21 protein-coding genes are annotated in these 19,388 nt (G+C 75.1%); 6 read left to right on the top strand and 15 right to left on the bottom strand.

Annotation, left to right across the window (positions count from 1 at the left end):
• Window positions 1-16 precede the first annotated feature (16 nt).
• Both ACI79T_RS12410 and ACI79T_RS12405 read left to right on the top strand, forming a co-directional pair.
• Window positions 17-562, top strand: coding sequence for a YbhB/YbcL family Raf kinase inhibitor-like protein (locus tag ACI79T_RS12410; protein ID WP_456610370.1), 546 nt, complete (start codon window positions 17-19; stop codon window positions 560-562).
• A 112-nt stretch (window positions 563-674) separates the two neighbouring features.
• The gene (locus ACI79T_RS12405; RefSeq protein WP_456610369.1) at window positions 675-1,592 is read left to right on the top strand and encodes a serine hydrolase; all 918 of its coding nucleotides are present in this window, start codon (window positions 675-677) and stop codon (window positions 1,590-1,592) included.
• A gap of 13 nt (window positions 1,593-1,605) precedes the next feature.
• On the opposite strand, the gene ACI79T_RS12400 is transcribed toward ACI79T_RS12405, so the two are convergent.
• Window positions 1,606-2,418, bottom strand: a complete 813-nt coding sequence (locus ACI79T_RS12400) for a GNAT family N-acetyltransferase (RefSeq protein WP_456610368.1) — start codon at window positions 2,416-2,418, stop codon at window positions 1,606-1,608.
• A gap of 114 nt (window positions 2,419-2,532) precedes the next feature.
• Here ACI79T_RS12400 and coaA point away from each other — a divergent pair, with 114 nt between their 5' ends.
• Both coaA and ACI79T_RS12390 read left to right on the top strand, forming a co-directional pair.
• On the top strand, window positions 2,533-3,495 hold the full coding sequence (gene coaA / locus ACI79T_RS12395) for a type I pantothenate kinase (protein ID WP_456610367.1): 963 nt from the start codon (window positions 2,533-2,535) through the stop codon (window positions 3,493-3,495).
• Window positions 3,496-3,700: 205 nt separating this feature from the next.
• Window positions 3,701-3,904, top strand: coding sequence for a DUF5999 family protein (locus ACI79T_RS12390; protein ID WP_456610366.1), 204 nt, complete (start codon window positions 3,701-3,703; stop codon window positions 3,902-3,904).
• Here ACI79T_RS12390 and ACI79T_RS12385 read toward each other — a convergent pair.
• The 14 genes from ACI79T_RS12385 to ACI79T_RS12320 form a co-directional block, all read right to left on the bottom strand.
• A complete protein-coding gene (locus ACI79T_RS12385; RefSeq protein WP_456610365.1) occupies window positions 3,894-4,511 on the bottom strand; it encodes a DinB family protein in 618 nt (205 codons plus the stop codon). The two genes, ACI79T_RS12390 and ACI79T_RS12385, sit on opposite strands and share 11 nt — an antisense overlap.
• Window positions 4,512-4,552: 41 nt before the next feature.
• Window positions 4,553-7,606, bottom strand: a complete 3,054-nt coding sequence (gcvP, locus tag ACI79T_RS12380) for an aminomethyl-transferring glycine dehydrogenase (RefSeq protein WP_456610364.1) — start codon at window positions 7,604-7,606, stop codon at window positions 4,553-4,555.
• A 179-nt stretch (window positions 7,607-7,785) separates the two neighbouring features.
• Window positions 7,786-8,361: a MerR family transcriptional regulator gene (locus ACI79T_RS12375; RefSeq protein WP_104527461.1), complete on the bottom strand. Its 576-nt coding sequence runs from the start codon at window positions 8,359-8,361 to the stop codon at window positions 7,786-7,788.
• A gap of 225 nt (window positions 8,362-8,586) precedes the next feature.
• Complete coding sequence (locus ACI79T_RS12370) at window positions 8,587-9,081, bottom strand: bifunctional nuclease family protein (RefSeq protein WP_456610363.1); 495 nt, start codon at window positions 9,079-9,081, stop codon at window positions 8,587-8,589.
• Window positions 9,082-9,194: 113 nt separating this feature from the next.
• Complete coding sequence (gene ftsR, locus ACI79T_RS12365) at window positions 9,195-9,929, bottom strand: transcriptional regulator FtsR (protein ID WP_456610362.1); 735 nt, start codon at window positions 9,927-9,929, stop codon at window positions 9,195-9,197.
• A gap of 76 nt (window positions 9,930-10,005) precedes the next feature.
• Window positions 10,006-10,521 carry an oxoglutarate dehydrogenase inhibitor Odhl gene (gene odhI, locus ACI79T_RS12360; protein ID WP_456610361.1) on the bottom strand — a complete coding sequence of 172 codons (516 nt, stop codon included), beginning with the start codon at window positions 10,519-10,521 and terminating at the stop codon, window positions 10,006-10,008.
• Window positions 10,522-10,775: 254 nt separating this feature from the next.
• Window positions 10,776-11,180, bottom strand: a complete 405-nt coding sequence (gene gcvH / locus ACI79T_RS12355; RefSeq protein ID WP_456610360.1) for a glycine cleavage system protein GcvH — start codon at window positions 11,178-11,180, stop codon at window positions 10,776-10,778.
• Between the two features lie 57 nt (window positions 11,181-11,237).
• Window positions 11,238-12,038: a DUF881 domain-containing protein gene (locus ACI79T_RS12350; RefSeq protein WP_456610359.1), complete on the bottom strand. Its 801-nt coding sequence runs from the start codon at window positions 12,036-12,038 to the stop codon at window positions 11,238-11,240.
• On the bottom strand, window positions 12,035-12,367 hold the full coding sequence (locus tag ACI79T_RS12345) for a small basic family protein (protein WP_456610358.1): 333 nt from the start codon (window positions 12,365-12,367) through the stop codon (window positions 12,035-12,037). Before ACI79T_RS12345 ends, ACI79T_RS12350 begins: the two co-directional genes overlap by 4 nt.
• A gap of 4 nt (window positions 12,368-12,371) precedes the next feature.
• Window positions 12,372-13,274: a DUF881 domain-containing protein gene (locus ACI79T_RS12340; protein WP_456610357.1), complete on the bottom strand. Its 903-nt coding sequence runs from the start codon at window positions 13,272-13,274 to the stop codon at window positions 12,372-12,374.
• Complete coding sequence (locus tag ACI79T_RS12335) at window positions 13,271-13,960, bottom strand: CDP-alcohol phosphatidyltransferase family protein (RefSeq protein ID WP_456610356.1); 690 nt, start codon at window positions 13,958-13,960, stop codon at window positions 13,271-13,273. The genes ACI79T_RS12340 and ACI79T_RS12335 overlap by 4 nt, the downstream gene beginning before the upstream one ends.
• Window positions 13,961-14,072: 112 nt before the next feature.
• Window positions 14,073-16,163: an elongation factor G-like protein EF-G2 gene (locus tag ACI79T_RS12330; RefSeq protein ID WP_456610355.1), complete on the bottom strand. Its 2,091-nt coding sequence runs from the start codon at window positions 16,161-16,163 to the stop codon at window positions 14,073-14,075.
• A gap of 170 nt (window positions 16,164-16,333) precedes the next feature.
• The gene (locus tag ACI79T_RS12325; RefSeq protein WP_456610354.1) at window positions 16,334-17,200 is read right to left on the bottom strand and encodes an alpha/beta fold hydrolase; all 867 of its coding nucleotides are present in this window, start codon (window positions 17,198-17,200) and stop codon (window positions 16,334-16,336) included.
• Between the two features lie 41 nt (window positions 17,201-17,241).
• Complete coding sequence (locus tag ACI79T_RS12320) at window positions 17,242-17,739, bottom strand: DUF2243 domain-containing protein (RefSeq protein ID WP_456610353.1); 498 nt, start codon at window positions 17,737-17,739, stop codon at window positions 17,242-17,244.
• A gap of 95 nt (window positions 17,740-17,834) precedes the next feature.
• Between ACI79T_RS12320 and ACI79T_RS12315 the strand changes: the two genes are divergently transcribed.
• Both ACI79T_RS12315 and ACI79T_RS12310 read left to right on the top strand, forming a co-directional pair.
• Window positions 17,835-18,035 carry a hypothetical protein gene (locus ACI79T_RS12315; RefSeq protein ID WP_456610352.1) on the top strand — a complete coding sequence of 67 codons (201 nt, stop codon included), beginning with the start codon at window positions 17,835-17,837 and terminating at the stop codon, window positions 18,033-18,035.
• Window positions 18,036-18,272: 237 nt separating this feature from the next.
• Window positions 18,273-19,304, top strand: coding sequence for an ornithine cyclodeaminase (locus tag ACI79T_RS12310; protein ID WP_456610351.1), 1,032 nt, complete (start codon window positions 18,273-18,275; stop codon window positions 19,302-19,304).
• Window positions 19,305-19,388 lie beyond the last annotated feature (84 nt).

Genomic DNA, 19,388 nt, shown 5'->3' with positions numbered 1-19,388 from the left:
GAGGGAGAGGACCACTATGGCCGACCGGCCCACCCCGCCGAACCCGTACGACTTCCTGCCGCAGGTGCCGGGCTTCGCCGTCACCAGCAGCGACGTGTCCGACGGACAGGTGCTGCCGATGCCGCACGTCAGCGGCGTCATGGGCGCCGGCGGCGAGGACCGCTCGCCGCAGCTGTCCTGGTCCGGTTTCCCGGAGGGCACCCGCAGCTTCGCCGTCACCGTCTACGACCCCGACGCCCCCACCGCCAGCGGCTTCTGGCACTGGGCCGTGGCCAACATCCCGGCCTCGGTCACCGAGCTGCCCTCCGGCGCCGGCGACAAGGACTCCCCGCAGCTCCCCGACGGCGCGGTCCAGCTGCGCAACGACGCCGGCTTCGCCGGCTTCGTGGGCGCCGCTCCCCCGCCCGGGCACGGCCCGCACCGCTACTTCGTGGTGGTGCACGCCGTCGACACCGACCGCCTCGACGTCGACGCCGGCACCACGCCCGCCGTGCTCGGGTTCAACCTGTTCTCCCACACGCTGGCGCGGGCCACGCTGGTCGCCACCTACGAGCAGCAGTGAGGCGCCGCCGCTGTGCAGCCACCCGACTGCACAGCGGCAGGCCACCCCGCCTCTCCGGGACTGCCGCCTCGTCCCGGGTGAGCCGCCGGCCGTCGGGTGGCATCACCAGGGGGTGCCCCATCCGGTTGCCCGGCATCGATCCGGGGTCCTCGCGCTCTCACTGGTCACGGCCCTGCTCACCGTCGTCCAGCTGCTGACGCTGGAAGCCCTCCGCCCCGGGCGTGCGGCGGCCGGCGGCGTGCCACCGGCCCGCGTCGTGGCCGACGCGGTGCAGGCGTACGACTCGGCGGGCACGCTCGCGGTCGTGGTCGCCCGTCAGCAGACCCGCATCACCGAGGGCAGCCTCCGCGCCGCCGAGGCCCGCGCGGCCCGTCGCGCGGCGTACCGCTCCGACAACGGCCCGGTGGCCGACCGGCCCTTCCCGACCGCGTCGATGGTCAAGCTGTTCATGGCCGAGGACATCCTGGGCCGGGCCCGCGCCGGGAGCATCGTCCTCACGTCCGACGACCAGGTGCTGCTGCGCGAGATGATCCGCCGCTCCGACGATCCGGCGGCCTCGACCCTGTGGGTGCGCTTCGGCGGCGGGCAGATGGTGCGCGACGTGGCCGCCCGGTACGGCCTGCCGGGCACCGGCCCTCCGCCGGCGGAGATCCCCGGGCAGTGGGGACAGGCGGTCACGACGGCGCAGGACGTGGCCCGGTTCCTGTCCCGGCTGCCCGTGGTCGCCCATCCGGCGGACGCGGCGGCCCTGCTCCGCTGGATGCGGGCGGCGACGCCCGAGGCGGCCGACGGCTTCGACCAGCGGTTCGGGCTCTTCGGCACCCTGCCCGGCCGCCCGGCGGTGAAGCAGGGGTGGATGTGCTGCGTCGACGGGCAGCGGCACCTGCACTCGGTCGCGGTGGTCGGCTCCCGGGTGGTCGTGCTGCTCAGCGAGGTACCGCGGTCGGTCGACTACGACTCCGCGCGCGCAGCCCTCACCGCGGCGGGCGCGGCGGTGGCCGCCGGGACGACGACCGCCGGCGGCAGGTGAGCCGGCGGTCGGATCACTCCGGGAGCGGGAGCTCGGCGACGCCCGTGGTCGCCACCCGGGCGAATCCGATGCGCTCGTAGACCCGGGCCACGTCGTCGTCACCGGCGGCCAGGAAGACCAGGTCGGCGCTCTCCCGGGCGTGCGCGGCCAGCGCCGAGGCGATGCCGGCTCCCAGGCCGCGACCGCGCAGCCGGGGCAGCGTGGCCACCGCGACGATCTCGCTGACCTCGGTGCCGTCGATGTCCACCGGCTGGTGCGACCCGACGGCGACCGGGATCCCGCTCTCGATGGCCACCATCAGCACGGTGCGCCCCTCGGCTATCCGCTCCCGGAGGACGGCCGTGCGCGCCGCCGCCTCGGGCGAGGTGTCGGCCGGCACCTCGGGCACGTCGGCCGGTCCACCGGGGTGGGCGAAGGCCAGCGCGGCCAGCTGCTGGTAGTGCGGCAGCTCCGGATCCTCGGCCCCCACCAGGAACAGCCGGACTCCCGTCGGCAGCACCACGTCCACCGGGTCGTCGGCCACGAGCAGCGGCAGCTCCTCGACCGCCATCCCCGCCGCGCGGGCGGCGGCGGCCACCCCGGGCGAGCACTCGGGGATCCACTCCAGCGCGGCCGGGAGGCCCGCGGCCTGCTGCAGCGCGATCGCGCCGCGGACGTCGTCGGCGGTGACCGTCCCGGCGTCCTTGCGCGGCCGGGCCGGGTACGGCCAGGTGGGGTCGGCGATCGGGACGTCCAGGGCCCCGGCGCGCTCGATCCGGGCGTCCGGCAGGGGCGCGGCGGTGAAGTACCGCTCGATGCACTCGAGCAGTCCCGGGCGGGCAGGCACGGGAGAACCCTAGACGGGTGGCGCCGTCGCAGGGCGCTCTGCCGCCCGCCGCCCGGGCCTGCCCACCCGCCCGGGTGACCCCGCACGCAGGTCGCTCCCGGGCAGGACGGCACCATGGGGCGCGTGACGGCTGGGACGCGTGGCTCCATCTCGCCCTACGCGGTGTTCGACCGCGACTCGTGGCGAGCACTGGCGGCCGGCTCGAGCCTGCCGCTGGACGCGGCGGAGCTGGACACCCTGGCCTCGCTCGGTGACCGCATCGACCTCGACGAGGTGGCCACGGTCTACCTCCCGCTGGCGCGGCTGCTGAGCCTGCACGTGACGGCCAGTCGCCGGCTGTGGGCCGCGCAGAGCGAGTTCCTGGGGGACACGACGGCCAAGGTGCCGTTCGTCATCGCCGTCGCCGGCAGCGTCGCCGTGGGCAAGAGCACCACCGCCCGCCTGCTGCAGACGCTGCTGGCGGCCACCCCGGGCGCCCCCCGCGTCGACCTGGTGACCACCGACGGCTTCCTCCTGCCCAACGCGGTGCTCGAGGAGCGGTCGCTGCTGGGCCGCAAGGGATTCCCCGAGAGCTACGACCGCCGCGCGCTGCTGCGCTTCCTGGCCGACGTGAAGTCCGGCCGAGAGGAGGTGTTCGCGCCGGTGTACGACCACCAGTCCTACGACATCGTGCCCGGGCGGGTGCAGGCGGTGGACCGGCCCGACATCCTCGTCCTCGAGGGGCTGAACGTGCTGCAGGCCGGGCGCCGCACGGACGGCTCGGCCCCGGAGATCTTCTTGTCGGACTTCTTCGACTTCTCCGTCTACGTCGATGCCGCCGAGGCCGACATCCAGCGCTGGTACGTCGAGCGCTTCCGCGCGCTCCGGCGCACGGCGTTCCAGGACTCCACCGCGTACTTCCACCGCTTCGCCGCCCTCACCGACGAGCAGGCCCGGGAGACGGCGCTGGGCATCTGGGCGGCGGTGAACGGACCGAACCTGCGGGACAACATCGCGCCCACGCGGTCGCGCGCCCGGCTGGTGCTGCAGAAGTCGGCCGACCACTCGGTGCGCCGGGTCCTCCTGCGCAAGCTCTGACCCGGCGCGACACGCCGCCGGCACCGGCCCACCCACGCGGCCGACACCGCCGCCATGGCAGGACCTGACGACCCGGACGGGTGATTAGGTGACCCGCATCACGTGATGAACCCCTGGGCTCGTGCCGACACTGGAAGAGTCCGGTCATCGGACGAGCACTACCAGTGACTGCCGGCTCCCCCCGGCGGAACGGATGAGAGCCACCATGTGCACCCACCGCACCCCCTGCCCCGAGGCCGCCAGCGAGGCCCGCGATCTGGCCGCCGTAGTGACCAGCCACCCCGAGCAGGGGTGGCGCCTGCTCTGCAACGGCGTCGTCCTGTTCGACGACGACGGTCAGCTGCTCCCCGACGGCCGCGCGTTCGCCGACCACCACGTCTGGCTGGCCCCGGAGCCCGTCAGCGCCTGACGGCGGCTCCCCGCTGCTCCCCCGCCGCCGCCCGCGCGGTCCGCTCCACCCGGTCGCGGTGCTGCCGCCACCAGGCGTCGTCGTGCTCGGGCAGGTTGTCGCCGACCGACCGGTAGCCCACCGAGCCGTCGACCAGTTCCCGCACGATGTCGGCGTGACCGGCGTGCCGATGGGTCTCGGCGATCACGTGGACGAGGACGCGGTGCAGCGTCACCTCGCGACCACCGTGGCCCCACCACGGCACCCGCCCGACGTCGTCCAGCGCCAGCGTCCCGATCGTCCCGGCCGCGTGGGCCCAGGCACGGCGGTACCGCGCCACGACGTCATCCCGGCTCTCCGCCGCGGTGGCCCACATGTCGTCGTTGTCGCCCGGGTCGGCGGCCAGCCACGCCTCCGTGTCCGGGTGGGGACGGCCGAAGACCGCACCGAAGTACCCGAGCTCCACGAAGGCCAGGTGCTTCACCAGGCCCAGCAGGTTCGTGCCGGTCGGCGTCAGCGGCCGCCGGGCGTCGTACTCCGACACCCCCTCCAGCTTGAGCAGGACGACGTCGCGCGCCTCCTGGAGGTACTGCACGAGGTCGTCCTTGTACCCGGCTGCATCGGTCATGGCGCAGAGCGTGCCACCGACGACCGACACCGTGGCCGGTGCTAGGCGGAGGCACCCACCACGTCGGCGGTCGTGCCCAGGTCGTCCGGCGCCCCGGCACCCCGGGTCGGCACCTGGCCGTCGCCGGCCGGGGCGTGCCCGTCGAAGTCGTGCTCGGCGAACGCCTCGGGCGGCGGGCACGAGCAGACCAGGTTGCGGTCGCCGTAGGCCTGGTCGATCCGCCGGACCGGGCTCAGGTAGCCGCGGCCCTGCAGCCCGCGCACCGGGTAGACCGCCGTCGTCCGGGGGTAGGGGCGGTCCCACTCCCCCGCCAGCATCGCCAGCGTGTGCGGCGCGTTCCGCAGCGGGTTGTCGGTGCGGTCGAACTCCCCGGTGGCGACCTTCTCGATCTCTCCGCGGATGGCCACCATCGCCTCGACGAACCGGTCGAGTTCGGCCTTGTCCTCGCTCTCGGTGGGCTCGACCATGAGCGTGCCGGCCACCGGGAAGCTCATCGTCGGTGCGTGGAAGCCGAAGTCGATCAGCCGCTTGGCGATGTCGTCGTTGGTGACGCCGGTGGCCTTGGTGAGCGGCCGGATGTCGAGGATGCACTCGTGGGCGACGAGACCGTTCCGGCCGGTGTAGAGCACCGGGTAGTGCTCGCGCAGCCGGGCGGCCAGGTAGTTGGCGGCCAGGATCGCGTGCTCGGTGGCCCGGGTCAGGCCGTCCGGGCCCATCAGCCGCATGTAGGCCCAGGAGATCGGCAGGATGTCCGCGGAGCCCCACGGCGCCGCGGAGACCGGACCGGGACCGGTCTCCGGACCGGCGGCGGGCACCACCGGGTGGTTGGGCAGGAAGGGCACCAGGTGCTCGCGGACGGCGACCGGCCCGACACCGGGACCGCCGCCGCCGTGCGGGATGCAGAACGTCTTGTGCAGGTTCAGGTGGCTGACGTCGGAGCCGAACCGGCCCGGCCGCGCCAGCCCCACCATGGCGTTGAGGTTCGCGCCGTCGACGTAGACCTGACCGCCGGCGTCGTGCACGGCGGCGCAGATGTCCTGGATCTCGGTCTCGAAGACGCCGTGCGTCGACGGGTAGGTGATCATGATCGCCGCCAGCCGCTCGGCGTGCTGGCCGACCTTGGCCCGCAGATCCGCCAGGTCCACGTTGCCCGCCTCGTCGCAGGCCACCACGACCACTCGCATGCCCGCCATGACGGCGCTGGCCGCGTTGGTGCCGTGCGCCGAGCTGGGGATCAGGCAGACGTCGCGCTGCTCCTCGCCCCGGCTGCGGTGGTAGCCGCGGATGGCCAGCAGGCCGGCGAACTCCCCCTGGGAGCCGGCGTTGGGCTGCACGCTGACCGCGGCGTACCCGGTGACCTCGGCCAGCCCGGCGCACAGCTCGTCGATCAGCCGGGCGTAGCCGCGGGCCTGGTCGGCGGGCACGAACGGGTGCAGGTTCGCGAACTCCGGCCAGGTGATCGCGGCCATCTCGGTGGCGGCGTTCAGCTTCATCGTGCACGAGCCCAGCGGGATCATCGTGCGGTCCAGCGCCAGGTCCTTGTCGCTCAGCGAGCGCAGGTAGCGCAGCATCGCCGTCTCCGAGCGGTGCGCGGAGAACACCGGGTGGGTGAGGAAGGGCGTGCGGCGGCGGAGCTCCGGCGGCAGCGCGTCCGCGCCGTCGTCGGCCAGGTCCGAGTCGTCGGCGGCCACGCCGAACGCCGCGGCGACGTCGCGCAGGATCGCCGGCGTCGTCGTCTCGTCGCAGGCGACCGCGACGGTGTCGTCGTCGACCCGGCGCAGGTTGATCCGCCGCTGGGCGGCGGCGGCCAGCACGTCCGCCGCCCGGCCCGGCACGGAGACGCAGACGGTGTCGAAGTAGCGCTCGTGCACCAGCTCCAGGCCCCCGGCGGTCAGCCAGCCGGCCAGCGTGGTGGCGCTGCGGTGCACCCGCGCCGCGATCGCCGCCAGCCCGTCCGGGCCGTGGTAGACCGCGTAGGCGCCGGCCATGACGGCCAGCAGCACCTGCGCGGTGCAGATGTTGCTGGTCGCCTTCTCGCGGCGGATGTGCTGCTCACGGGTCTGCAGCGCCAGCCGGTAGGCGACGTCGCCGTCGGCGTCCACAGAGACGCCGACCAGGCGGCCGGGCAGCTGCCGCGCCAGACCTTCGCGGACCGACAGGTAGCCGGCGTGCGGACCGCCGAAGCCCATCGGCACGCCGAAGCGCTGGGTCGTGCCGCAGGCGACGTCGGCGCCCCACTCCCCCGGGGCCTCCAAGAGGGTGAGCGCGAGCAGGTCCGCGGCAACCACGACGGAGGCGCCGGCCTCGTGCGCCGCCGCCACGAGCGCCCGGTGGTCGCGGACCGCGCCGCCGGCGCCCGGGTAGGACAGCAGGACGCCGAATGCGCCGGCCTCGGGCAGGTCGGCGGGCCAGCCGCTGGAGAGGTCGGTCACGTGCAGCCGGATGCCCAGCGGCTCGGCACGGGTCCGCAGCACGCCGAGGGTCTGCGGCAGGGTGTCGGCGTCGACGACGAAGACCGCGTCGGCCCTGGCGCGCCCCGCCCGGCGGACCAGCGTCATCGCCTCGGCCGCGGCGGTCGCCTCGTCGAGCATCGAGGCGCCGGCGACCGGCAGGCCGGTGAGGTCCGCGACCGTCGTCTGGAAGTTGATCAGCGCCTCGAGCCGGCCCTGGCTGATCTCGGGCTGGTACGGCGTGTAGGCGGTGTACCAGGCCGGGTTCTCCAGGACCGTGCGCTGGATGACCGGCGGGGTGAGCGTGCCGTGGTAGCCCAGGCCGATCATCGAGGTGAACACCTCGTTCTCCGCCGCCCGCTCGCGGAGGAGGGCGAGCACCGCGGCCTCGTCCTCGGCCGGCGGGAGCGCCAGCGGTTCGCGGTCGCGCACCCCCTCCGGGACGCACGCGTCCACCAGCGACTCCAGCGACGGGTGCCCCACGACCTCGAGCATCGCGGCGGTGTCGCCGGGGCGCGGGCCGATGTGGCGGCCGGCGAAGGAGCCGGCGGTGTCGAGGGCGTTCAGGGAGGGCAGCGGCCCGGCGAGCGGCGGAAGGGTCTCCCCCGTCGGCTCGCCCGCGGCACCGGCAGCGCGGTCGGTCACTGCTCGGACGGTACCAGCGCCGCGACGGGCTCCCCGCCGCGGCGCTGTGGGGTGTTCCTCGTGCTCTCGGGGGCCGGCAACGGTCCCGGACCACGAGGAACGCCCTGGGAGCGGGTTACTGAGCCCGCACGGCGAAGAGCCCCGTCCGCGGCTGCGGACGGGGCTCTTCCCGGTTCGATCTACGCCGTCGCGGCCCGGCGGCGACGGCGCATGGACAGCTCGTCGTCGGAGGGGACGACCTGGCCGCCGTCGATCCGTTCGGCCGGCAGCTCGGCGAGCTCACCGGAGAGCTCGCGGAGTGCCCCGGAGACGGCGATGCCGAAGACGCCCTGCCCGCCGGCCAGCAGGTCGACGACCTCCTCGGCGGACGTGCACTCGTAGACCGTCGCACCGTCGGAGAAGAGCGTGACGTTGGCCAGCTCCTTCACCCCGCGCTGGCGGAGGTGGTCGACGGCCTTGCGGATGTTCTGCAGCGAGACGCCGGTGTCCAGGAGCCGCTTGACGACCTTGAGCACCAGGATGTCGCGGAAGGAGTAGAGCCGCTGGGTGCCCGACCCGGTGGCGCTGCGCACCGACGGGGCGACCAGACCGGTCCGGGCCCAGTAGTCCAGCTGGCGGTAGGTGATCCCGGCAGCGGCGCAGGCGGTCGGTCCGCGGTAGCCGACGAGGTCGGTGTCGACCTCGTCGTACTGCGGCGCACCGACGGCGGCGTCGCTGAACAGCTGACCCTGCGAGCCGTTGCTCTGGTCGCTCACGTCCAGCGTCCTCCTCTGTCCCGCCACGCCTGCGGCAGGTCGACGGCTCGGCACCCGTGATCCCAGGTGTCACACCGCTGTTGTTCGCCGACGGTAAGCCGGGCCAGGTGGCCGGTCAACTGAGCGGGGCGGCGTGTCGCTCTCCTCATCATTTCGGGTGGAGGTCCGGTGGTCCGCTGCCGATGCTCCCGGGATGGGCCCGGAACGGCCCTGGTCGAGCCCCGCTCAGGCGGGGCCACCGCCGCCGGAGCCGGAGCCGGCGCCGAAGTCCTCGGGCGAGATCTGGTCGAGGAACTCGCGGAACTTCTCCACCTCGTCCTCCTGCTCGTCGGGGATCTCGATGCCCACCTCGTCGAGCAGGTCGTCCGCGCCGAAGATCGGCGCGCCGGTGCGGACGGCCAGGGCGACGGCGTCCGACGGCCGGGCGCTGACGATGCGGTCGTCGCCGAACACCAGCTCGGCGATGTAGATGCCGTCGCGCATCTCGGTGATGTTCACCGCCTCCAGCTCCGCACCCAGCGTGCGCACGACCTCGCGCAGCAGGTCGTGCGTCATCGGGCGGGCCGGGCGCACGCCCTGCTGCTCGAACGCGATCGCCGCCGCCTCCACGGCGCCGATCCAGATCGGCAGGTAGCGCTCCCCCTGCGTCTCCTTCAGCAGCAGGATCGGCTGGTTGCCGGGCAGTTCGACGCGGACGCCGACGACTCGAAGCTCCTGCACGGTGCGGCTCCCTCGGCTGCGGCCCGGGGTCGGGCGGGGCGGTCTGGTCAGGCGGCCGGTGACACGTCGGCCCCTCGGACGCGCGGGCGGCGACGCGTCCACGGTACGCCCGCTCAGGGGCGCAGGAGATCCCGCAGGCGCGTCTCGAGCAGTGCCGTGTGCAGCTGCGCGGAGAGCGCCGCGAGGTCCTGCAGCTTCTCGGTGGCCCGGGACCGGGCCTCCTCCGAGCGGGCCCGCAGCACGGGCGCGACGAGCTGCTCGACGAGCCCGGCCTCGCGCTCCACGGCGCTGCGGTAGACCCGCAGGTGCCGCGGCTCGATGCCGTGCCGGGCCAGCCCCGCCGCGGCCCGCCCGATGGGCAGGTCCCCGGCAGGGTGCCGGCCGTCGGCGTCGGTGGTCAGCAGACCGAACTGCACGCAGTCGGCCAGCTGATCGGGCTCCAGCCCGGCGGCCCGGGCGAACTGCTCCGCGGTCAGCGGCGCCACCGACCCCTCCTCCGTGGAGGCAGGGGGCAGCGGCGCCGACGCGCTGCTGGTGCCGGGGAGCGGCTCGCCGCGGTCCAGGGCGTCCAGGTGGTCCTTGATCACCCGCAGCGGCAGGTAGTGGTCCCGCTGGGCGGTGAGCACGTACCGCAGCCTGCTGACGTCGGCCCGCGAGAACTTCCGGTACCCCGACGGCGTGCGCTGCGGGTGGACCAGGTCCTCGGACTCCAGGTAGCGGATCTTGCTGATCGTCACGTCGGGGAAGTCGTCGCGAAGAACAGCCAGCACCTCGCCGATGGTCAGGCGCGGCGCGTGCTGGTCGCCGGCGTCCCCGAGCGCACGCTCGCGCTCGGGCACGGCGGTCACGCCCCTCTCTCGCCGGGGCACCGTCGCGGTGTCCCCGGCCGCGGTCCCCGCATGCGGTAGCCGACCGGTCGGTGCACTAGCGAGCGGCCGGCTCGCCCGTGCGCGGGCCGGTCAGGTACACGAGCCGGAACTTCCCGATCTGCACCTCGTCGCCACCGGCGAGGTTGGCGACGTCGACGGGCTCCCGGTTGACGTAGGTGCCGTTCAGGCTGCCGACGTCGTGCACCGAGAAGCCGCCGCCCTCGCGGTGGAACTCGACGTGCCGGCGGCTGACCGTGACGTCGTCCAGGAAGATGTCGCTGTCGGGGTGCCGGCCGGCCGTCGTGACGTCCTGGTCGAGCAGGAAACGGCTCCCGGCGTTGGGGCCGCGCTTGACGACCAGCAGGGCCGAGCCCGCCGGCAGCGACTCGACCGCGCCCGCGTGCGCGTCGGCCGGCTCGGTGACCTCCGGCTGGTCGCCGGAGTCCTCACCACCGACCTTCGGGATCACGCTGGTGGCCTCGCCGATGCGCTCGGGGGCCAGCGCGCCACCGCACTGCGCGCAGAAGCGACTGCCCTCGGGGTTCTCGTGGCCACATCGAGTGCAGTGCACGTTGCGTCTCCTCCGGTGCGAGGGGGCCCGCCGCGGCCCTCGAACGGGCCGCGGGCGGCCGGCGGACGGTGGGCCGGACGGCCCGCCGCGGGTCGGCCGCCGCGGGTGGGCGGCGGACCGTGGGTCATGGAACCAGCCGGTCGGCCCGAGGGTCAACCGGACGGGGAGGGCTGGGACAGGCGGGTTTCCCCGCTGTTCCCCGCCCAGCGCGATCATAGTGATCGATGCCGGGACTCAGCCTCCCGGCGGCCCGGCTACGAGCCGTCGACCAGGGCCTGGTAGGCGTCGGCGTCGAGCAGCTGCCCGATCGGGTCGCCGCCCTCCCCCGGCACGGCGATGTCGACCAGCCAGCCCGCACCGTAGGGATCGGCGTTGATCGTCTCGGGCGCGTCGGCCAGGCGCTCGTTCACGGCCGCCACGACCCCTATGACGGGCGCGTAGACGTCGGACACGGACTTGGTCGACTCGACCTCGCCGATGGCGGTGCCGGGGCCCACCTCCTGGCCGACCTCGGGCAGCTGCACGAAGACGATGTCCCCCAGCGCGTCCTGCGCGTGGTCGGTGATGCCGACCCGGACGACGGTCGACGTGCCGTCGGTGCCCTGCACCAGCGCCCACTCGTGCTGGTCGGTGTAGCGGCGGTCGTCGGGGGTGCTCATGCGGCGGTCGTCTCCAAGGATGGCTGGGGCTGGTGGTCGGTGCGGTGCACGGCCGGTTCAGTCGCCGGTCTCGGGCGCAGCGTATTGAGGGCGGTCCAGGGGCCGCAACGCGTCGACGACCAGCTCGGGCGACTGGGTGATGCGAACGGTGCCGCCGCGGCGCTCGATGCGCTGCACCACGCCGCCCGGGATGTTCATCGCCGTCTCCATCCCCTGCGGGTCGCCGAGGACGACGAACTCGTACGGCGAGCTCAGCGGCGTGCCGTCGACCCGCAGGTTCCCGGTGGTGCCGGTGACGGCCGTCGACAGGCCGATGCGGACGTCGTCGACCTGCATGGTCTCCGCCCCGGCCCCGCGCAGCTCCTGGATCACGTCGATGACGTCGGAGACCCGGACGGCGCCCGAGGGGTCGGCGATCGCCAGCGTCAGGCCCGGTCCCTGGGCCGGCAGGGTGCCGTTGAGGATGCCGAGGGCCTCGGCGCGCCGTCGCGCCTCCTCCAGCGCGGTCCCCGTCCGGCTGCCGGAGCCGCCGAGCTCCCGCAGGGCGGTCCGCTGCTCGGCGAGCTGGGCCCGCAGCCGCTCCTCGCGGCTGCCCAGCTCGCCGAGGATCCGGACCAGGTCCTCCTCCCGCGCGCCGGCCAGCAGCTGCGCCTCGTCCGCGTTGCGGACCTGCACGGCGAGGGCGAACCCGAGCAGCAGGGTGAGCACGCCGATGAGCGCGGCGGCCAGGTGGTCCCGGCGCCGCCGCACCGCGGCGGGCGGGCGGACCGGCGGCCCCGCCGCGCCCCCGTCGCCCGTCGGGGCGTCGGGCTCCGGTCCGTCGCCCGGCGGGGGCCCGGGCGGCGGTGCACCCGTCATGCGCGGAACACGTGCCGCCGGATGGCCGCGGCGTTGCCGAAGATCCGGATGCCGAGGACGACCACGACCGCCGTGGACAGCTGCGCCCCGACGCCGAGCTGGTCCCCGAGGAAGACGATCAGCCCGGCCACCACCACGTTCGACACGAAGGAGATCACGAAGACCTTCGCGTCGAAGATGCCGTCCAGGCGGGCACGGAAGCCACCGAAGACGGCGTCCAGCGCCGCGACGACGGCGATCGGCAGGTACGGCTGGAGCCACAGCGGGACGGTCGGGTCGAAGACGAGCCCGAGGATGACGCCCGCCGCGAGGCCGAGGATCGGGATCACGGCGTCAGCCTCCGGGGGTGGGATCGGTGCCGGCGGTGCGGCGGGTGCTGACCGGCTCGGCGTAGCGGAGCTCGGGCGGGCCGGCGGCGGGCAGCGACAGCTCCTCCTCCTTGGCGAACTCGAAGCGGAGCCCGGCGGACGCGGCGAACCGCGCGAGGGACTCCACCTCGGGGTTGGCGAGGAAGGCGTTGGCCAGCGCGTCGGGCTCGCCGATGGCCCGGACCAGGTAGGGGTTGGTGACCGGGCGGAAGTCGACGAGCACCGCTTCCCCGGCGAACCGGATGGCACTGGTCGGGCCCAGCCGCTGGCCGTTGATGCTGATCGCCTCCGCACCGGCCGCCCACAGGGCGTTGACCACCAGCTGCAGGTCGCCGTCGGCCACCCGGACCTCCTGCGCCTCGCCCGCCGTCCCGCCCAGCGGGTCCTCGTCGGCGGCGGCCTCGGCGTTGGCCAGCGTGACGAGGAGGCCCGGTCCGGTGACGGGCACGGCGGCAGTGCCCTGCTCGGCGCGCGCGAGGGCGTCCAGCGCCCGCTGCCCCACCGCGGTGGCGGCGAGCAGGTCGTCGCTGGTCCGGCTGACCTCGGCGCGCAGCGTCTCGAGCTGTGCGGCCAGCTCGTCGCTGACGGCGGACTCGTCCTGGATGTCGCTGACCAGGGCCTCCCGGATCTCCTGCCGACCCTGCGCCCGGTCGGCCGCCTGGTCGTAGGTCACCGCCGCCAGCAGCCCGGCCACGGCCATCGTGAGCGCGACGAGCACCTGGCCGCGGCCGCGGCGGGGCTGCTCGCCCCGCGCCTCTCGCGCGGCCGTGGCCTGGGCGTACGCGGGGTCGAGGGTCTCGGCGAGGACGTCGTCGAGCAGGGAGGCGCCCAGCGAGCGCACGCCCCCGGGCGACGGTGTCCGGGTCACCGCCGGCTCCCCGCGCGCGCCGACCGCTCGGCGGCCAGCAGACCCACGACCTGGATGACGTAGAAGACCGCGGCCAGGAGGTACAGCGCCGTCCCCCAGATGGTGAGCGCCCAGGCGAACGGCTCGGCGAGGGTGGCCAGCGTGCCGGTGCCGTCGGCCAGCAGGAGCCCCGGGAACGCGTAGAGCAGCAGCAGCGTGGCCGCCTTGCCCAGGTAGTGCACCTGCAGCGGCGGGTAGCCGTGCGCCCGCAGGACCAGGAGCATGACGCCGAGCACCACCTCCCGACCGACGAGCAGCGCCACCAGCCACACGGGCACGACCTCGCGCAGGGCAAGCGCGACGAGCGTGGAGACGATGTAGAGCCGGTCGGCGGCCGGGTCCAGCAGCGCGCCCAGCTTGCTGCCCTGGTCGAGCCACCGGGCGAGCTTCCCGTCCAGCCAGTCGGTGAAGCCCGAGACCATGAGGACGACCACCGCCCAGCCGTCCTCCTCCGGGCCCAGCAGCAGCCAGAGGAACAGCGGCACGCCGAGCAGGCGGAGCACCGAGAGCGCGTTGGGCAGGGTCCAGATGCGGTCGGGGAGGTCCTCCCGGTCGCTCCCGGCCGGGGCCGCCCTGCCGGCCCGGGGTACGGGTGCGGCGGCCGACGGCCCGTTCGACGACGTCACGATCTTCTCCAGCCCCTCCACCCGACCGTGCCCGAGGCTAGTGTCCCGCTCCCGCGTGCCGGACGGCGGCGCACCGCGGGGCCCCGGCCGGAACGGTTCCGGCCCGGCGCGCCAGCTCGGGCAGACGTCTCCGTCAGGCGGGGACCGGTATCGCCGCCGGTGCGGGCTCGTGACCCAGGGGACGCCGGTCGAAGCTGCCCGTGCCGTGGGTGACCGAGCGCAGGACCCCCGGGTACCCGAGCAGCTCGGACTCCGGGATCTCCGCGCGCACCGTGGTGCGGTCCCGGTCCGGGTCGGCGTCGGTGCCGGTGACCCGCGCCCGCCGGGACGACAGGTCGCTCATCACCGCGCCCACGTACTCACCGGGCACGCGGACCTCGACCTCGCACCACGGCTCGAGGACCCGGGTGCCCACCGCGGCGACCAGCTCGCGCAGCGCCAGCGCCCCGGCAGCCTGGAAGGCGGCGTCGGAGGAGTCGACCGAGTGCGCCTTGCCGTCGACCAGGGTCACCCGGATGTCGACGATCGGCCGGTCCTCGTGGACCCCGCGCTGCGCCTGCGCGCGGATGCCCTTCTCCACGCTGCCGTGGAACTGGCCGGGCACCGTCCCGCCGACGATGCGCTGCTCGAAGACGATGCCCGACCCCGGAGGTCCGGGCTCGCCCTCGACGACGACGACGGCGTACTGCCCGTGCCCGCCGGACTGCTTGACGTGCCGGCCGGTCACCCGCGCGGGGCCGCAGAGCGTCTCCACCAGGGGCACCCGGACCGGAACGGTGCTGACGGCGACGCCGTGCCGGGTCCGCAGCCGCTCGAGCAGCACCTCCGCGTGCGCGTCCCCGACACACCACAGCAGCAGCTGGCCGGTGTCGGAGCGGCGTTCGAGCCGCACCGTGGGGTCCTCGGCGACGAGCCGGGTCAGCGCGGTGGCCATGCGGTCCTCGTCGGACCGCGAGGTGGCCTCGACCGCGACCGGCAACTGCGGGACCGGCAGGTGCCACGGGGGCACGAGGCGGGGGTCCTCCGGCGCGCTGAGGGTGTCACCCGTCTCGGCGGTCGACAGCCGGCTGACGGCGCAGACGTCCCCGGCCGGGCACGCGGCGACCGGGCGCAGGGCGGCACCCAGCGGCGCGGAGAGGACGCCGATCCGCTCGTCGGCGTCGTGGTCGGGGTGCCCGCGCTCGGCCATCCCGTGGCCGGACACGTGCACGGTGACGTCCGGCCGCAGGGTCCCCGAGAACACCCGCACCAGCGAGACCCGTCCGACGTAGGGGTCGGTGGTCGTCCGCACGACCTCGGCCACCAGCGGGCCGTCCGGGTCGCAGGCCGGCGCGGGGGCCGGGGAGCCGTCGGGACGGGTCGCCGGCGGGCAGCCGTGCTCGAGGGGGGACGGGAGGGCGGCGACCAGCAGGTCGAGCAGCTCGCCGACCCCGACCCCGGTCAGCGGCGAGACGCACAGCACCGGGTGGAAGTGGCCGCGGGCGACGGCGGTCTCCAGGTCGGCGACGAGGTCGTCGACGGCCAACTGGTCGCCGGCGAGGTAGCGGTCCATGAGCGTCTCGTCCTCGCTCTCGCCGATGATCCCCTCGATCAGCTCGGCCCGGAGCCGGTCGGCGTCGGCGCTCACCGCCCGGGTGGCGTCGACGTCGGGCTCCAGCAGCGACCGCAGCCCCCGGGCCGCGCCGTCGGGCCCGCGGTCGACCAGGTGCATCGGGTAGACCCCCTCCCCCAGCATCAGCTGGCAGAGCCGGACGGCCTCGTCGACGTCGGCGCGCGGCCGGTCGATCTGGGTGAGCACGACCGCGCGCGGCATGCCGACCTCGGCGCACTCCTCCCACAGCTGGACGGTGGCAGCGTCGACCCCGCTCAGCGCGGAGACGACGAACAGGGCCGAGTCGGCGGCGCGCAGACCGGCCCGCAGCTCGCCCACGAAGTCCGGCGCCCCGGGCGTGTCGAGCACCGTGAGCCGGTGCCCGGCGTGCTCGACGGCGGCCACCCCCAGCGACACCGACCGCTGCTGCCGGACCTCGACCTCCTCGCTGTCCAGGCAGGTGGTGCCCTCCTCCACCCGGCCGGCGCGCGATATCGCGCCGGTCGCGGCGAGGAGCGCCTCGGCCAGCGTCGTCTTGCCGGCCCCCGTGCGGCCGACCAGGGCCACGTTGCGCACCTGCGCGGCCGGCCGCGGCGCCGGAGCGGGCGGCTCCTTCCCCGTCGCCCGGCTCACGCCGCGTCCTCCGCCGGGCGCTGGCCGGGGACGACGGGACGGCGCCGGGGCCGGGCGACCGCCCGGTCCGGGTGGTGGGCTTCCACGGGGCCTCCCCGGTGTCGCACTGTGAACTGGCTCACAGCCTGCCCTCGCCGCCGCGGTCGATCAAGAGGCCTGCGCCCCCTCCCTCAGGCTGCGTCGACCGCGCGGGTGTGCGCCAGCACCGCGTCCGCCAGCGGCCCGACGACCGCTGCCGGGAGGGCGTGCCCCATGCCGGGCACCGGGACCAGGCGGGCGCCACCGACCAGCGCGGCCAGGACCGCGGCGTGCGGGGGCGGGTTGACCGGATCCTCCGGAGCCTCGACGACGAGCGTCGGCACCGTTCCGCCCGCCAGCTCCGCGCCCCGGTCGAGGCCGGACTGGTCGGCCAGCGCGTGCGCCACGGGGTTGCGCCAGCTGCCGCTGTGCGCCGCGACCCGCTCCTCCAGGGCCCCGAACTCCGCGGCGTCGAACGGCACCACGTCACCGTTGAGCAGCCGCCAGTGCTCGACCCGCCAGGCGAGCTCCGCCGCCCGGTCGCGCCGCTCCCCCATCGTCTCCCACATCGCCAGCAGCCGGGCGTCCGGCGGCGGCAGCTCCGCCGGCCCGGTGCCGCCGGGGTGCCCGGCCCCGAGCGCCGAGGTGGCGAACACGGTGGCACTGCGCAGCCGGCCGGGGTGATCCAGCAGGAGCAGCTGCACGAGGGTGCCGCCCATCGACATGCCGACGACGTGGGCCCGGTCGATGCCCAGCGCGTCGAGCACCGCGACCGCGTCGGCGGCCAGATCGCGGATCGCGTAGGGCCGGACGGCGTAGCCCGCGGTGGACCGGCCGGTGTCGCGGTGGTCGTAGCGCACGACCCGGTGGACGGCGCCCAGCCGGTCCACCAGCTCGTCGGGCCACACGACCCCGCTGGCGTTGGCGCCCATGATCAGCAGCAGCGGGGTCCCGGCCGGTCCGCCGCACTCCTCGACCCACAGCTCGGTACCGGCGTCGATCCGCACCCGGTGCTCCATGACCGCAGCCGACCACCGGGTCGACCTCGGGAGCAAGGCGTTTACGGAGCTCGGTCCCCCGGCCGCACGGCGGCCCGGCGGGCGAGGTCCCGCACCCCGCGCCGGTGCAGCAGCCAGCCTCCCGCGATCAGCAGCACCCCGGACGCCAGGAAGCCCAGGTCCCAGCTCAGCGGGCCGCCCAGGTCGTCGCGCACGTGGTGGATGCCGAGGAGCTGGTGGTCGACGAGCCCCTCGACGAGGTTGAACAGCCCCCACCCGGCGAGCACGAGGCCGAAGTGGAAGCTCCAGCTGGGCGCCAGGCGGTCCTGCCGCCACGCGACCAGCGCGGTGACGGTGCCGGCGAAGGCGAGCACCCAGGCGCCGACGTGGAAGAAGCCGTCGGCCAGCGTGTTGACCTCGAGCCCGGCCAGCGTGGTCGGCTCCTGCCCCTCCACGGCGCTCACCATGTGGTGCCACTGCAGGATCTGGTGCAGCACGATCCCGTCGACGAACCCGCCGAAGCCGAGGCCGTACAGCAGGCCGGTCGCGCGGGTGGGCATCCGCCGGGTCCTCGGGCTGGTGTCGCGCGCGCTGGCCATGGTGGCTGGGCTACCCGCTCGGTCGGCGCGCACGCGCGGCCCGCATGCTGGGTGGCATGAGCACCGACGCCGCGGCCGGCCGCGACCAGGAGACCGGGCGGGCGCACGCCGTCCTGCGCAGCACGGCCGACCTGCCCGCCCCGTGGGCCGCCGTCTGCGGCGCCTCCGTCGGTGTGGTGCAGGGCCGCTGGGACGGTCCCCGCGGCCTGGGCTCGGCCGACCCATGCCCCGAGTGCCGGCGGATCACGGGGTCCTGAGGCGCCGTTTGGGTCGTGGTTGCTCGTCGCCGTCTTCCCTGTTCATCTCGCTGTTGGGGATAACGGTCGAAGGGGTGAGCCGCGGAGGCGGCACCACGCCCGGTCGGGACCGGCTCGCCGGGCGGGTGCCGTACGTCGCGCTGTCGCGTAGGCCGCTATCTGGGGTATGACACCGACAGGCCGCGCACGACGTGGCCCCGCCGTGCCGCATCCGCACCCCGGGAGGAACGCGCAGACATGACCGAGTTCGTGGGTGTCCGCAACATGGTCCGCTGGGTCGCCGCGACGGGCGCCGAGGCCGCCGTGGCCGGGATCGCCGGCTACGTGCGCGAGGACTTCCGCCGCTGGCAGTCGTTCGACAAGACGCCGCGGACGGCCAGCCACACCCCCTTCGGCGTCATCGAGCTCATGCCCACCAGCGACTCGGTGACCTACGCCTTCAAGTACGTCAACGGGCACCCGTCCAACCCGGCCCGCGGCTTCCAGACCGTCACCGCCTTCGGTGCGCTGGCCGACGTGTCGAACGGCTACCCGGTCTTCCTCGCCGAGATGACGCTGCTCACCGCGCTCCGGACGGCCGCCGTCTCGGCCGTCGCGGCGCAGGCCCTCGCCCGCCCCGGGTCCCGGCGGCTCGCCCTGATCGGGGCGGGCAGCCAGGCGGAGTTCCAGGCGCTGGCGATGCGGGGCGCGCTGGGCATCGGCCGGGTCAGCGCCTGGGACACCGACCCGGCCGCGCTGACCAAGCTCGCGCGCAACCTCGAGCCCCTGGGCTTCGACGTCACCCTGGCCGGCTCCGGCCGCGAGGCGGTCCGCGGGGCCGACGTGGTCACCACCTGCACGGCGGACAAGGCGCTGGCCACCGTGCTGCCCGACGCGTGGGTCGAGCCCGGCATGCACGTCAACGCGATCGGCGGCGACTGCCCGGGCAAGACCGAGCTCGACCCGGCGACCCTGCGCCGCGCCGGCGTCTTCGTCGAGTACACCGCGCAGACACGCGTCGAGGGCGAGATCCAGGCGATGGAGCCCGGCTTCCCCGTCACCGAGCTGTGGGAGGTCCTGACCGCCCGCCGCCCGGGCCGCACCTCGGCCGACGAGGTGACGGTCTTCGACTCCGTCGGCTTCGCCGTCGAGGACTTCTCGGCGCTGCGGTACCTCCGCGACGCCGTCCGCGGGACGCCGTGGGTGGACTCCATCGATCTCGTGGCCGAGCCCGACGACCCCAAGGACCTCTTCGGCATGCTCACCGCCCCCGTACCGGTCGGCGGGTGACGGCGGGACCGTCCCGCGGGCAGCCTGTCCGCAGCAGGGGCGGTCATCCCCTCGGGCTGCCTGCGTGCCGGCTCAGGACGTACC

This window comes from Blastococcus sp. SYSU DS0619 (assembly GCF_054051035.1).
Note: the sequence above shows the minus strand (reverse complement) of the source record. Positions and strands in the feature narration are given on the sequence as shown.